This window comes from uncultured Helicobacter sp. (genome assembly GCF_910577135.1).
Lineage (GTDB): Bacteria > Campylobacterota > Campylobacteria > Campylobacterales > Helicobacteraceae > Helicobacter_C > Helicobacter_C mastomyrinus.
Genome location: NZ_CAJTLL010000022.1, coordinates 1 through 13,903 on the forward strand (window position 1 = coordinate 1; position 13,903 = coordinate 13,903).

The 13,903-nt window shown below is 38.8% G+C and carries 13 protein-coding genes; 6 read left to right on the forward strand and 7 right to left on the reverse strand.

Annotation, left to right across the window (positions count from 1 at the left end; genetic code table 11):
* Nucleotides 1-526 precede the first annotated feature (526 nt).
* From QZ289_RS09365 to QZ289_RS09375, 3 genes are read left to right on the forward strand one after another with little or no spacing between them, the layout of a single operon-like run.
* The gene (locus tag QZ289_RS09365; protein WP_295701918.1) at nt 527-1,708 is read left to right on the forward strand and encodes a ferritin-like domain-containing protein; all 1,182 of its coding nucleotides are present in this window, start codon (nt 527-529) and stop codon (nt 1,706-1,708) included.
* Nucleotides 1,709-1,717: 9 nt separating this feature from the next.
* A complete protein-coding gene (locus tag QZ289_RS09370) occupies nt 1,718-2,851 on the forward strand; it encodes an acyl-CoA dehydrogenase family protein (protein ID WP_295701920.1) in 1,134 nt (377 codons plus the stop codon).
* Between the two features lie 2 nt (nt 2,852-2,853).
* Complete coding sequence (locus QZ289_RS09375; protein WP_295701922.1) at nt 2,854-3,714, forward strand: PhnD/SsuA/transferrin family substrate-binding protein; 861 nt, start codon at nt 2,854-2,856, stop codon at nt 3,712-3,714.
* Between the two features lie 1,028 nt (nt 3,715-4,742).
* Here the strand turns inward: QZ289_RS09375 and QZ289_RS09380 are convergent.
* The 3 genes from QZ289_RS09380 to QZ289_RS09390 form a co-directional block, all read right to left on the reverse strand.
* Entirely contained in the window at nt 4,743-4,919 is a 177-nt protein-coding gene (locus tag QZ289_RS09380) for a hypothetical protein (protein WP_295701924.1), read from the reverse strand.
* 632 nt (nt 4,920-5,551) lie between these two features.
* Nucleotides 5,552-6,868, reverse strand: coding sequence for an outer membrane family protein (locus QZ289_RS09385; protein ID WP_295701926.1), 1,317 nt, complete (start codon nt 6,866-6,868; stop codon nt 5,552-5,554).
* Between the two features lie 100 nt (nt 6,869-6,968).
* Nucleotides 6,969-7,862: an aspartate carbamoyltransferase catalytic subunit gene (locus tag QZ289_RS09390; RefSeq protein WP_295701928.1), complete on the reverse strand. Its 894-nt coding sequence runs from the start codon at nt 7,860-7,862 to the stop codon at nt 6,969-6,971.
* 392 nt (nt 7,863-8,254) lie between these two features.
* Here QZ289_RS09390 and QZ289_RS09395 point away from each other — a divergent pair, with 392 nt between their 5' ends.
* Genes QZ289_RS09395 through QZ289_RS09405 form a run of 3 tightly spaced genes read left to right on the forward strand, consistent with a single transcriptional unit; the run spans nt 8,255 to nt 10,345 of the window.
* Nucleotides 8,255-8,809, forward strand: coding sequence for a hypothetical protein (locus QZ289_RS09395; protein ID WP_295701930.1), 555 nt, complete (start codon nt 8,255-8,257; stop codon nt 8,807-8,809).
* Nucleotides 8,809-9,531: a TlyA family RNA methyltransferase gene (locus QZ289_RS09400; RefSeq protein ID WP_295701932.1), complete on the forward strand. Its 723-nt coding sequence runs from the start codon at nt 8,809-8,811 to the stop codon at nt 9,529-9,531. The genes QZ289_RS09395 and QZ289_RS09400 overlap by 1 nt, the downstream gene beginning before the upstream one ends.
* Nucleotides 9,500-10,345: a bifunctional riboflavin kinase/FAD synthetase gene (locus tag QZ289_RS09405; protein WP_295701934.1), complete on the forward strand. Its 846-nt coding sequence runs from the start codon at nt 9,500-9,502 to the stop codon at nt 10,343-10,345. Before QZ289_RS09400 ends, QZ289_RS09405 begins: the two co-directional genes overlap by 32 nt.
* An 8-nt stretch (nt 10,346-10,353) precedes the next feature.
* Here the strand turns inward: QZ289_RS09405 and QZ289_RS09410 are convergent, their stop codons facing one another.
* The 4 genes from QZ289_RS09410 to QZ289_RS09425 are packed head-to-tail and all read right to left on the reverse strand — an operon-like array spanning nt 10,354 to nt 13,842.
* On the reverse strand, nt 10,354-11,076 hold the full coding sequence (locus QZ289_RS09410; RefSeq protein ID WP_295701936.1) for a DUF2393 domain-containing protein: 723 nt from the start codon (nt 11,074-11,076) through the stop codon (nt 10,354-10,356).
* On the reverse strand, nt 11,069-11,791 hold the full coding sequence (gene hisIE / locus QZ289_RS09415) for a bifunctional phosphoribosyl-AMP cyclohydrolase/phosphoribosyl-ATP diphosphatase HisIE (protein ID WP_295701938.1): 723 nt from the start codon (nt 11,789-11,791) through the stop codon (nt 11,069-11,071). Before hisIE ends, QZ289_RS09410 begins: the two co-directional genes overlap by 8 nt.
* Nucleotides 11,792-11,814: 23 nt before the next feature.
* Entirely contained in the window at nt 11,815-12,909 is a 1,095-nt protein-coding gene (locus tag QZ289_RS09420) for an SPFH domain-containing protein (protein WP_295701940.1), read from the reverse strand.
* A gap of 9 nt (nt 12,910-12,918) precedes the next feature.
* Nucleotides 12,919-13,842: a branched-chain amino acid transaminase gene (locus QZ289_RS09425; protein WP_295701942.1), complete on the reverse strand. Its 924-nt coding sequence runs from the start codon at nt 13,840-13,842 to the stop codon at nt 12,919-12,921.
* Between the last annotated feature and the right edge of the window lie 61 nt (nt 13,843-13,903).

The window sequence follows — 13,903 nt, forward strand, 5'->3', positions numbered from 1 at the left end:
TTTCTTTGGGCTGGGGTTGTGTATTGGCATAATCAATTATACGTTGGATAATCATATCAAGGCTTAAAATTTCGCTTTGCCCTTACGGGATTTGCCAAAGGATAAGAGCTTCGCTCATATGCTACGCTGTATGCAAATGTGGTTGGCACTTCGTGTAAATGCGTTTCACGCTGCATAGGATTGTCATTTGTAGGAAGCTGTAGTTTTGCTTGTTTTATAGGATAAAGCGCCTTATAAAATATCTAAAGATTAGTCTAGTAAGCATTTATGGAAATTGTGATATTTCCCCTCCTCCTAATCCCCTCTACTAAGGAAGAGGGAAGTGTGAGAAAGAGAATCTCTACAATAGGAAATAATGTGATATTATGCAAAATATAAATCTAAGTATATCCCTAGAATAGGGCATTTTGAACAATATTTTAAATCTTTTTTAAGCGATTGTAATATATTATATTTACATCAGCTTTCAGGATTGAAAGATAACAAGTCTTCTTATGGCTTACAGAGCTTAATCAAAAGTCATTTTATGCACAAAACCTGTCTTTTTATGGGTAGTTTGCCTCCCCAAAGTCTCTTTTTTTTGCGTCTTGAGAATGCTTTTTTGCTTTCCCAAAAAGATACATTCATAGAGATAGTAAGCGAATATGATAATTTAGAAAATGATTTATTGATGTGGTGTCGCTTTAAGGGGGAAGAATTTTTACACAAGCAGATGCCACATAAGGATTCTAAAGAAAGATTTATCTATACCTTGCGTAAATGCTCACACACACGTTTTAGCACATATACAAATCCTCACATTGCGCCAGACAGACAGGGGCTTGCTCCTTATGGTGTGCAGGTAGAAAGTGCAAGTCCTGATTATCACTTTACCTATATATGTGATGAGGAGATTTTTAGTCCGTATATAGAGCCTATTTACGAAGATGCGAAAAAGACACAATGGAATACCTCAAGTGATATAAAATGGCAGGAGATTCCTTTATTTTCCCCTGCATTGCAGTTTGCCATAGCACAAATTATGACATATCTCGTAGAAAATGAATTTTCTGCCCTCTATATCCCTAGTCGTTTTTTAAGCCAAATTTCCCCTTATTTCACAGCTGTGCCGCTTTTACTCTCAAGTATTATAGGTGATGAAGCACGTCATATTGAATCTTTTATCAAACGTGCTAATGCCACAGGACTTGGTGTGCAGTATTCTACACTCACCACACAACAAAGTCTATATAGCCTCTATAAAGAAAAAGATTATTTCAAATCAAGCTTTTTGCTCCATATTATGGGGGAAGGGACATTTATTGATTTACTACGTTTTTTAGAAGAGAGCTTCAGGGCTTTGGGTGATGAGGCAAGTGCGCATTTATTGTATTTAGCAAGACGTGATGAATCTCGCCACGTTGCCTATGGTATGAGTAATATCAAGTATGCCATTGCTCAAAATCCTGCCAAAATTCAGGCTTTAAAAGAAGTTGTTTTTGCACGTAAACACTATTTAGATACCCAAAGTAGTGAATCTTCGCTTCTTTTAGAATCTATGGCAATTTTGCGCGGTGGAGGAGAAGAGCATATCTTAAGAGGTTTTGAGGAGGTGTTAGAACTCAAGAAAAAAATGGAAAAAAACCGCACAAATCGCTTAATAGAATGTGGCATTGATGAAGAGTTAGCCATAGATTTGAGTAAGGCACATACGCCTAATTTTATGTAAGGAGAGAAAATGTTAAATTTAGAGAAATTAGAAGAAGTAACAGTAGAGTTTGGGAAAGCACATATCGCCCCATACACAGAATCTATTGATAAAGAAGCAAGATTCCCAAAAGAGGCTTATGACGCACTAAGAAATCAGGGCTATATGGGGCTGCTTGTGCCAAAAGAATATGGTGGGAGTGGTGGAAACTGCCAACATCATGCAAAAGTTTGCTTTCATTTAGCTCGATTTGATGCTTCTAGCGCACTTTGCTATATGATGCACAATACTGCCACAGCCTGTCTATCTCTCTTTGGGAGTGATAGACAAAAAAGTCAATTTCTACCTCAAATTGCCAAAGGTGAAGCTGCATTTGCTCTAGCATATAGTGAGAGTGGCTCGGGAACGCATTTTGGACTGCCCGATATTACAGAGCAAGAAGTGGATGAGTACAGAATCTTAAATGGCAGAAAGAGCTTTGTAACCTCAGCCCAACACGCAGACTATTATCTTACCTATAGCAATTCGTGCAAAGTTTCAGGGGGCAAAAATAATTGGATTGTCCCTAATAATAGTGATGGATTGCTACACGAAGAGGGTGTGTGGAATGGGCTTGGTATGCGAGGAAACTTCTCTAAACCTGTGCAATACAATAATGTAAAGCTCAATACCCAAACATCTTTGCTTGGCAAAGATGGAGAGGGTGAGGCACAGGCTGGGATTGTGGCAATGTATTTTGTCGTAGGGCTTGGAGCAGTATATAGTGGGGTAGGACGAGCTGCGTATGAGTGTGCGATTCATCACGTCAAAACACGAAAATATACTGATGGCTCAAGCCTAGCAGACAAAGAATTAGTGAGAAATCACATTGCTAATCTTTATACAAAAACCCAAAGCCAAATCGCCCTTGTAAATGAGGCAGCAAGAGCTTTTGATAATAAAGAAGCTGATGCAGTATCCAAGATATTTGCTTGTAGAATCAACGCTACCACTCTAGTTATGGAGATTACAGAGCTTGCTATGCGCCTTGGTGGAGGAAAAGCATATTCCAAACAGCTACCATTAGAGCGATACTCACGTGACGCTCTAGCCTCTCAAGTAATGGCACCAAGCCTTGATATTTTGCAAGTATGGCTTGCAGATGCACTTTTACCAAAGGAATAGATATGAAACATATTGTAGTAGGGGCAGTCGCATACGCCCCACAGGTACTGCCTATTTGGGATGTTATTAGAGACTATGCAAATACATATTTTAAAAACACACGACTTGATTATGTGCTTTTTAGTAATTATGAAAGGCAAGTGCAATGGCTTATTGGTGGTAAGATAGATATTGCGTGGAATACTAATGTAGCCTATATCCGCACGATGTTTGCTACACAAAATAAAGCTCAAGCCATCTTAATGCGCGATACAGATATAGGCTTTAAAAGTGTCTTTGTGAGCAAAAAAGGTAATGTAAAGAATATAGAGGACTTAAGGGGTAAAAAATTTGGCTTGGGGAGCTTGGATTCTGCACAAGCTGCTATTATGCCCCTCTACTATCTTAAAGGGCATAAAATCCAAGAGTGTGATACGAGCCTCATTCACTCTATACATACAACAAATGGAGCTATCAATATATTTCGTTTCAATAGCGACTTAGGCAAACACGGCGATACCGGCAGAAGTGAATTTGACGTATTGGATAAAGTTAAGGCAGGAGAGCTTGATGCAGGAGCCATTGGCTCGACAACGTGGGCTAGAATTATGCAAGAGGGGAGCTATCCACAAATAGAAAGTTTTTATGCAAGTCCTGATTATTGCCATTGCAACTTCACCTGCCTTGCGAACTTTGACGAAACACTCAAAAAAGATTTTATAGAGATGATGTGCTCACAAAATAATCTAAAAAATGACCCCAAAATAGCTCAAATGATGGCTTTAGAAGGGCTCAATCAATGGGTGCTATGCGATGAAACTGCCTTGAAGGGATATGAAGAAATACATCAAGCTATGTATGAGCAAAATCTTATACACCTATGATAATAAAATATTTTAAGACAATATAGCATTTTGAATCTTTGCCTATAGTCTAAGTCTGCTATACAAGCACAAAGGAGCAAGTCTACCCAAACGTCTCTAATCCACGTTCGTAGTATGAGCTTTATAGGCTAGATTCTATGCTGCTAGCACTCTTCTTAAATTCATCTGCCAATGTGTTAATCTTCACTTACAAAACAAATTACAAGACAAGCCCAAAAATCTCAACCTGCATTTTTTGCTAGAATTTCCACATAAACCCCGCATCAAAATATGCCCCCGAATATTGTGTCTCGCTCCACTGAAGAAGGGCTCCTGGATATAAAAGGACTCCTTTTTGATAAAGTTTATGAAACATCAAGCCAAACTTCACAAATGGATAATATTGAGCTTTCTTTTGCCATTTATTGAAATTATCATCATACCCTTCTTTTGTAGCATAAGATGAATACACATCAAACATTATGTCAGCACCAGCATACACAACATTAAGAAATTTTATTAAGGCTTCTGCACCTAATTGCTAAACTCTGTGCCCTCAAAATCTGCTCATCACGTCGTATATTCTTTAAGGTACTTCATGGGAAAAATGGTTGATTTGAGCTTTTTGTATCTTCACTTATAGTATTTGCATAAGCATAAAGCGCATTAAGATTCAAAGATAAATGCTCAAATTCAAACATTGCACCCATATTCATACGCATAAGATAATTGATATTAAACTTATTTGTAGAACTCTCCTTGCAATTTTTTGCCTCTCTCCTCCTTCCTTATAAAAGAGATATCCTATTAATAAGCACCTCTCTCCCCTACCCTCACAACAAAATATGCATCAAGAGTTGATTTTGCTAAATTGCTTTGTGGTGCAGCACTAGGCTTTATGGAAGTTATAACATCACTTGATTGTTTTATATATTTCTCTTTGCAAACCTTACTTATTATCACACTTTCATTCCAAAATTGCTCGTGCGTAACAAGATTAATCAAAGCAAACCAAATTTTATAGGTTACCTCCTTGCCGCTATACTCAGTTATTTTTCTTCTACTGTGATTTGACTTTTCAAGTGGCGATTTACTGAACGTATCGTGCCTTCTTCTATGGTTGTATGCCGATCAAACTCTTTATCATCTCTTGCTTTTCTCACTTGCCTTGAATACCGCAATCCATTATCATTGGTATCCTCTGCAAAAAGTCGAACAATGCTCATTTTTGCTCCAATTTTGTTTTTTCTTTTTTGAAGTCTATTTATAAGCCTCTCAAGCATAAAATCTGTATCAATTTTTATTCTCTTACTTTTTTAATCTCGCTTATGCCTAAGGCTATCGTTGCTTTTTTTGTAGATAGTCTTGGTGATTTTGCATAAAGGATATCTAATAACTCATCAAAAACCCTAAATAGTGCTTGTATAGAGTTTTTCTTCTTCTACCATAATTTAATTGACATTACTTACATTGCACCCACTTAATCTCAAAAAAGATTACAAAAAAATCCAAATTTGCCCTAGCCTTAGCCTATCTGCTTTTAACATTACAAGTACCCCTTTTATGGTTCCAATAAAACACTCTATAGTGTTGCGTAAAAATAGCTTATAACAATAATTCTTATCACATCAAAGCTTATGTTATATGAAAGTATCTCTTAATATTTCTATACTCCAAAATATAAAATGTTTAAAACAAAATATTTGCAAGATAATTTAAGAATAAAATGAAGCTAAGGTGAAAGCCTTATTTTTAGAGAAAACTTCGCTAATACTTGTTTTAACCCATTTAAAACGTAGATTCTCTTTACAGATTTAAACTAGCCTCATCGCCCGTATGCTATGCAGAGTAATATTATTTAAAATGTATGGCGGATATAGAAAAAGAGATGACTTCTATCATCAATGCGCTTATGAGTAAGCTTAAAAACATCGGTATAATATCCAGCAAGTGGATTATATCCAGCTTTTGTCGTATCGCTAAACCATTCTAGCTTGCCACCCACACTTACATCTTCACGCACTTGGTACTTTAAATGCAAAGCTACACTCTGCTCCGCACTTCTTGTGCTATTTGTAGCCCTAGCAATAAACTGCCAATCAAACTTAGCATAATTTGCGCCCAAAAATCCAAAGCCTGTAATAGCATTCTTGCTTATTATATCAGCAAGTGCTGGTCCAATATCCCACGCGCTCGCTGTCCATATATCAAGCATTAGCGGGCTGCCCCAACTCCCAATTAAAGCACTTGCATTGCCAAAATTTTGATAATATCCTGCCCCAAAATGAAAATTATCTAACTCAAACTTTTGCTCAAAGATTAAAGTAGCACTATGATGTTCAATACCTACCCATTGTCCTCCCCGCACACTCTTATCGCTTCCCCATTGTCCATCTGCAGCTATGGGGAAAAGAGTGCGCACCTTACTTACAGAACGAAAACCTTGTGCTTCAAAATTTGGATTACTATCAAATGTAAGGCTTACACCCGGCGCAGTTACCACACCGGGAATATAATATGAGAATCCACTCACGCTAAACCCAGCAAAACTTAAATCAAGTCCTGCTGCATAGGTATTCCGTGTCGCGCCATTACTATAAGTGCCACTCACACGATAAAAATCATTAAACCATTGATCATAGGCAAAACCGCGGCGATTTGATAAAAATCCCCATATTTTTATATGCTTAAACTGAATGTATCCTTCCGCTCCTTGCGTATATCCACTATACCACTCACCTACCTTACCACCCTCATATCGTCCAGCTTTCAAATAAACACTATCGGCATATTTATATTCCAAAAAAGCATTATGAACGATATAATTTTGTATTCTCTCCTTATCCCAAGAAAGCCCAAAATATCCCTGCTGTACTGGCGAAGCATTGCCCACACCACTATTTAGCCCCGCTGTGGAATCAAAGACTAATCCACCTATGGCACCACCTAGCCCTGCTTTAAACCCAGCTCCCAAATCTGCCTCTAAATTAAGTTGAGAGAAAAGTGTCGTAAAGCTCTCCGTAGGGGCTACACCAGTTGCCTGATTGAGTTTTTGATTATTAAAGCCCCATTTGGTGAAAGTCTCTGCTGAACCATTGACTTGCACTTCAAAAGCATTGACCTGTATCAATAAACAACCCCAAACTAACACACCTATACATACTATCTTTTTCATTATCTTGCCTCCATTGACAAATGAAATATTTGACGGATTTTTGAAAATACAATATGTATTCTAACACTTTACACTTAATAAAGACTTAATTTAAAATACCCTAAGCAGAGATACAAAACTCGAGCACCGCCATACGCACACACACACCATTCGTTACCTGCTCTAAAACCTTACAACGCGGATCTTTAAGCACCTCATCATCAATATCAATATTACGATGCACAGGTCCGGGGTGCAGGACTATCACATCTCTATCGCTTAGAATCTCCGGTGTCAAGCAGTATTGTCCTGCATAATCTTTGAGCGAGCCATAAATCTGCTTATCGTGACGTTCAGTCTGCGTGCGCAAACTCATAAACACATCGACTTCATTTGCTACTTCGCGCAAATGCGTAGCCGTGCGTAATGTAGTAGGCGGGAGAAAATGCGGTGGGGTAACCAAAATTACCTCAAGCCCAAAGCGACTAAGCAGCTCAATATTACTATTTGCCACACGTGAGTTTTTGATATCCCCGATAATGGCGATTTTTTTGCCCTTAAGATTGTTTAAATCATTACCAAAATGCTCTTTAAGCGTAAGCAAATCAAGCAAAGCCTGTGTTGGGTGTGCGTGTGCGCCATCACCACCATTAATGATAGGACAGCTCACTTGAGACTTGAGATAATACCCAGCTCCTGCATTTTTATGACGGATAATAATTGCACTAGGATTCATTGCATTAAGATTAGCAGCAGTATCAGACATACTCTCTCCCTTTGTAGTTGAGCTTCTACTCACATCAAGTCTTACAACATCAGCACTTAAGCGTTTAGCGGCGATTTCAAAACTAGAAAGTGTGCGGGTGGAGTTTTCAAAAAAAATAGTAATAATAGTCTTATTTTTGAGATTCTCTCTATGGCGCATATCTTTGTAAATTTGGGCTTGAGAAAGGATAGATTCTATTTGTGCTATGCTAAGGTCGCTTGTGCGGAGGAGATGTTTAGGGGAGTGCATAAAAATCCTTTGTGCTAAAATCTAAGAATTGTAGCAAACTTTATACTAGAATCTTATTAGAATTTTATGTCCTATACTATAGAATCTAGCCTATGAGAATCGCTTGACAAATAAAGCGTAGCTTTAGTTATAAGTGTATCCTTTTGTCCTCAAGGGCTATCGCCCTTTGCGAGATTAAATCCCTTCGGGATTGAATGGTGCGAAGCAGATTTTATATCTGCAAAGCAAGACCCTTTGCAAGTGTGGATTAGCACTTCGTGCGAATACGGCGATTACATCGCAACAGCAAGGGCATAATAGATTAGAGATTCTTAAACCTATCAAACTCACTTTATAAGTGTGCAAGACCTTGCTATAATAAAGCAGGGCAATACAGAATCTAAAGGAAAAATATGCGACATATAATCCAAAAAAATATCCTCATAATCCTAAGTGCAACAATGCTTTGTGCTTGTAGCGATTTTTTCCGCACAGATTTTACACATATCCCTTCAGTGCATAATGCCCCCAAAGAGATACAAACTACAAAAGAGCTTGAAATACAAGCTATGCGCAAATCACAGATTTTAGAAAACAATCGCACACGTGTGCTTATGATTGTGCGCTATATGAACGAAATCGATAAAAAATTTCTTAAACAAGATGAGGGGGAAATGTTTTTAGTCGAAATATACACCAAAGACACTTCCATACCTTTAAAATCCCTCACATTTCACCTTAGCAATGGCTATAAAAGCATAGAATCTGTGCAGATTCTCAAAATGCAAAAAGCAGATTTGGGACATTTCATACCCGATATTACCTATAATGACATATATAAAGTCGTATTTCGCTCCATAGGACTAAGAGGCCGGGATAATCTCAAGTTTTCCGCGCAGATTCAAAATATAGGCAGTATGGACTTTGACTTTGGTTATGCCAAACGTGAAAGCAAACTCGCACAATAATGCAACGGCTTGATACCTACTGCGCTGCCCTGCTCTCTTCCCGCACTAAAGCACAAGAAGCCATTGCTTCTGGCTGCGTCAAAGTCAATGGCATAACCATCTATAAAAATGCTATGCTTGTCAATGCTAACGATGAAGTGGTGATTGACACACAGGGCTTACTGCTAGGCAGGGCGGGGTATAAGCTAAGAGGCTTTATAAATGAATTAATTAGGCAAGGACTATGGGAGAGGGATTATCTCAAAGATAAAAGGGTGCTTGATATTGGCTCAAGCACAGGGGGATTCACACAGGTACTATTAGAAGAGGGCATAAAAGAAATCATTTGTGTAGATGTAGGAAAAAATCAGCTCCATAGCGATATTCGCAATGATAGACGCGTGAAGGTCTTTGAGGAATGCGATGTGCGGAATTTTAGCGATGAGGGTAGCTTTGATTTACTTGTGTGTGATGTGAGCTTTATCTCACTCTACAAACTTATAGAATCTTTCAAACGCATTCAAAGCAGGGATTATATATGGCTTTTTAAACCACAATTTGAAGTGGGTAAAGACGCTAAAAGAGATAAAAAAGGTGTGTTAAAAGATAAGCATTTGGGGGAGGAATACGTAAGGGCGTTTTGTGAGCATATACAAAATGATTTTAGAATCCTCCACATACAGCAAAGCATATTAAAAGGAAAGGAAGGTAATGAAGAGTTTTTTATCTATGGTAGAAAATGAAAATGTGCGTGGCATAGCATTAGGGAAGTTTGATGGTATGCACTTGGCGCACAGGGCATTATTTACTCATTTGCCCCCTCAAAGTGTGCTTTTATGTATAGAAAGCACAGGCAATTTGCTCACACCGCATAAAGAGCTATATAGCCCCTATCCTATCATCTCTGTAGCGTTTGAGGAGATTATGCAATGGAGTGGGGAGTATTTTATGCAGATTCTAAAAGATAAATTTCCATTGTTGCAAACCATAGTGGTGGGCTATGACTTTGCCTTTGGGAAAGACAGGGCATTTAATGCAAGTGATTTGCCTCATCTTTTTAGCGGAGAGGTGATTATCGTGCCGCAATTTTGCATTAATGGTATAGGGGTGCATTCAAGCTTGATTAGGGAGTTTATCCGCTATGGTGATATGGAGAATGCAAACGCTATGCTTGGGCGATACTATGCCATACAAGGTAGAGTTATCACGGGACAGAATCTTGGCGCAAAGGCACTCTATGCGACGATTAATCTCCACACGCAGCGTTATGTATTACCCCAAGATGGTGTATATGCAAGTTTTACCCGTGTAAATGATGAGATATTGCCAAGTGTGTGCTTTGTGGGACATCGCCTTAGCACAGATAGGGCTTTTAGCATAGAAAGCCACATACTTGAGAAAGAGATATATCTTAAAAGCAATGTAACGGATATTTACTTCGTGCAAAAAATCCGCGATAATCAAAGCTTCAGCGATTTAAGCTTATTAAAAAAGCGTATCACGCAAGATATTATAGAATCTAAGCAGATTCTCTCCCACGTTCAAATACCCTCTTAAGGTAATATCTAAGGCTGAGAATGCTCCTCATTTGAAGAAGTAGTATCTTGTATATCTGCCTCTATATGCTCTTGGATTATAGAATCCTCCTCTTTTTCATCAGCCAAAGTCTGTGGTTCATAGGTAGGCATTTGCGGCTTAATAATGCTAGAGCTTTGCTTTTGAGCTTTTTTATTCATTTTTTGTGCAAATTTATTAGATTGATAGCAATCTACATAGATTCTATATAAAAATGGCTCTTTAGCTTTTGGGTGTGGGACAATGACTGCAAAATACTTTTGCTCACCTACTCCAATATCAATATCAATATTAGTATGTGATGAACTCTTGGGGAAAATGCTATTAAGCATTTTTATGATTTTATTACCCTTTTCATCACGCACTTCATTGACACTAATAGCACATTCATTAATAGTAATCTTGCCTTTATGTGTAATATTACCAGCGACAAAAAAGCCTTTTGTGTATTGCATAATATGAGCTTGAGTAATATCCACATCAATTTTATAAAGCACTTTTTGCATAACAAATTGCAATGTAAAAGGTGTACTAATAATTACCCCTGCAGAGAGAAAAAAGAAAAATCCTGCTATGAACTTCCGCCCTCGCAATAAAAGTGCCAGTGTAAAAATCATAATAAAAACAAAAAAAATCACTAAGAGAATAGCAATTTCATAAATCGAAAAATACGAAGCCATTTGCATCAAAATGGCTTTAAGATTCTCAATCATTACTCACACTATCCTTATGTGATGTGCGGGAAGCCTTTTCTGCTATACCACTTTGACCAGTGCGTCTTCGTAATTCTTGGAAGATAAGCTCAGGAGAGATATTCGCCCAAGCTAAGCCTACAAGCGTATGATAGAGTAAATCCGCACATTCATAGATAATCGCAGATTCTTCCTTATCCTTAAGGGCAAAGCATAACTCTCCAGCCTCCTCTACAATCTTTTTAGCAATACTATTGATACCCTTACTCAACAAAGAAGCACTATAACTTTCTTTAGGATTTTGATATTTCCGCTCTTGTATGATGTGATATAGCTCATCAAGGATATGATAGATGCCCTGTGTATGCGACGTTTGCAGCATTAGTGTAGATTGCTTAGATTGTGAATCCTCGCAAGTAAAAGCTTTAAAAAAGCAGCTTTTCTCCCCTGTGTGGCACGCTACGCCTATTTGATGGACAATAAAGATCAAACTATCATTATCGCAATCAAGCTTTATTGCCTTAATATGCTGTATATGTCCGCTTTGCTCACCCTTTTGCCAGATTCTACGTTTGGAGCGGGAAAAATAATGTGCGAGTTGTGTTTGCAAGGTAAGTTCCAAAGATTGCTTAGATGAGTAAGCAAGCATTAGAATCTCCCCACTCTGCTCCTCTTGCACGATAGTAGGGATAAGCTCATATCGCTCCCAATCAATCAAGCCAAGCAAATCTTGCATATATCATTACCCTATTACTGCATTTATTGCCCTACCACAGCACTTTTTTGCTTACTTTTAGAATCTACCCAAATATTTGGCACAGCCCCGCCTGGTGTTAAAAATATCTGTGCGTTAGTATTTTCTTTAAGTGCCTCATTAAATTTCCCCTGTGTTTCAATCTGTCGCAATTCTAGCAATCTTTGAGAGAGACTCTCATTAACAAGGCGATTTGCCTCACTCTGCCCCTTTGCCTCAATCTCCAGCGCATCAGCCTTACCCTTTGCTCTCTCACGTAAAGCATTTGCCTCTTCTTTTGCCTTCTGCGCGTCCCTTTTAGCAAGTTCCACGCCCTCAATACGTGTTTTCACCTGCTCGGGTAAAACAATCTCACGCAACTGAATAGAGACAAGCTTCACAGGTTGATTGGGTGTTGCCTCAAGTTTGCTTTGAAAGCCATTATGGATAAGATTTGCCACTTCATCGCGTTTGGTAGGAAGCTCCTCTGTGGGATAATTCCCCACTGCACTACGCACCACATCGCGGATAACGGGATTAATGATTTTTTGCTCCCACGCTGTGCCATATTCTGCAATAGTAGCCGGAACTTTATCGCGCTCTAGCTGATATTGCACGGTAAGCTCTATGGAAATAGTCATACCGCTTGTATCCATCACATTAATAGCGTCATTGCGCAGAATACTTTGCTCCCGCCCGATATTTCCCATATCCTCAATACGTGAGAAGTTAATCGTCCGCACTTTCACATCAACGATAATCACATCTTGAATAATAGGTATAAAAAAGTGTAATCCCGGGTCAAGCGGTTTAGGGTCATATTTACCGGTAGTTACCTTGATACCCACTTCCCCAGCATTCACTATCACAAAAGGACGTGCCGCGATAAAAATCACTATCAGCAACGCAACGATAATAATAATCCCCAAAGACTTACCACTAGGCATAGAGGGCATAGGGAAAGATTCTATATTGAAGTTATTGCCACCTCGATTATTTCCACCATTAGGGCGATTTCCACCACCATTATTGCCATTACTTGGCTCACGTTTAGTTTCATTTGATTTCTCATCAATTTGAGCGCGTTTTTTCTTCAAATGTTCATTTAAATCAATAGGCATACTCTCTCCTTAATCAATATAAGTCAAATAATGGGCGTATTTTGGATTCTCCCCATTCACAAGCCCAAAAAAGGCTTCTTGCAGTTTTTTTGTCATCTCTCCTGCCTTACCATTTCCTATCACTCGTGCGTCAAGCTCACGCACAGGCGTAATCTCCGCTGCTGTCCCCGTAAAAAATGCCTCATCAGCGATATATACCTCATCACGAGTAATGCGACGTTGCTCGATGGGGATTCCCATATCTCTAGCAAGCTCGATTGTGGTAGCTTGCGTGATAGATTCTAAAGTATTATCATAAGGGGGTGTAACAAGCTTGCCATTACGCACGATAAAGAAGCACTCCCCACTTCCTTCCGCCACAAAGCCATTATCATCAAGTAATAATGCCTCATCACAGCCACAACTAAGGGCCTCGTGCTTTGCCATTTGAGAGTTAAGATAATTTGCTGCTACTTTTGCCTTACCCATCATTGCCTTAGTGGGATTGCGAACAAAAGAGCTTGTTTTAACCTTAATGCCATTATTAATACCATCTTCTCCTAGATATGCACCCCACTCCCACGCAGCAATCGCCACACTTACAGGAGCGTTAATATGGCTTACACCCATCACGCCATAGCCTAAATACATAATAGGGCGGATATACACATTGCCGTGATAATCATTGCGATTTGCCCTCAAAAGCTCGATATGTGCCTTTTCTAGCTCCTCTTGTGTATAGGGGGATTTAATACATACAATCTTAGCAGAATCTAAAAGCCGCCTTATATGTTCCTTCAAGCGGAAAATGGCAAGCCCTTTTTTTGTCATATAAGCCCTTGTGCCTTCAAATACGGCATTGCCATAATGCAAGGTATGGCTTAAAATATGTGTGGTCGCCTCTGCCCATGGCACAAGCTTACCATCTTTCCAAATATATTGAGACTCTTTCATAGGGAATGCCCTCCGCTGTGATATAAGATAAAGTAGGCGATTGTAGCAAAAGTTTTATAAT

Coding starts and splice junctions, on each gene's coding strand:
- QZ289_RS09365 (WP_295701918.1), top strand. CDS start 527: ATGCACAAAACCTGTCTTTTTATGGGTAGTTTGCCTCCCCAAAGTCTC.
- QZ289_RS09370 (WP_295701920.1), top strand. CDS start 1,718: ATGTTAAATTTAGAGAAATTAGAAGAAGTAACAGTAGAGTTTGGGAAA.
- QZ289_RS09375 (WP_295701922.1), top strand. CDS start 2,854: ATGAAACATATTGTAGTAGGGGCAGTCGCATACGCCCCACAGGTACTG.
- QZ289_RS09380 (WP_295701924.1), bottom strand. CDS start 4,919: ATGAGCATTGTTCGACTTTTTGCAGAGGATACCAATGATAATGGATTG.
- QZ289_RS09385 (WP_295701926.1), bottom strand. CDS start 6,868: ATGAAAAAGATAGTATGTATAGGTGTGTTAGTTTGGGGTTGTTTATTG.
- QZ289_RS09390 (WP_295701928.1), bottom strand. CDS start 7,862: ATGCACTCCCCTAAACATCTCCTCCGCACAAGCGACCTTAGCATAGCA.
- QZ289_RS09395 (WP_295701930.1), top strand. CDS start 8,255: ATGCGACATATAATCCAAAAAAATATCCTCATAATCCTAAGTGCAACA.
- QZ289_RS09400 (WP_295701932.1), top strand. CDS start 8,809: ATGCAACGGCTTGATACCTACTGCGCTGCCCTGCTCTCTTCCCGCACT.
- QZ289_RS09405 (WP_295701934.1), top strand. CDS start 9,500: ATGAAGAGTTTTTTATCTATGGTAGAAAATGAAAATGTGCGTGGCATA.
- QZ289_RS09410 (WP_295701936.1), bottom strand. CDS start 11,076: ATGATTGAGAATCTTAAAGCCATTTTGATGCAAATGGCTTCGTATTTT.
- hisIE (WP_295701938.1), bottom strand. CDS start 11,791: ATGCAAGATTTGCTTGGCTTGATTGATTGGGAGCGATATGAGCTTATC.
- QZ289_RS09420 (WP_295701940.1), bottom strand. CDS start 12,909: ATGCCTATTGATTTAAATGAACATTTGAAGAAAAAACGCGCTCAAATT.
- QZ289_RS09425 (WP_295701942.1), bottom strand. CDS start 13,842: ATGAAAGAGTCTCAATATATTTGGAAAGATGGTAAGCTTGTGCCATGG.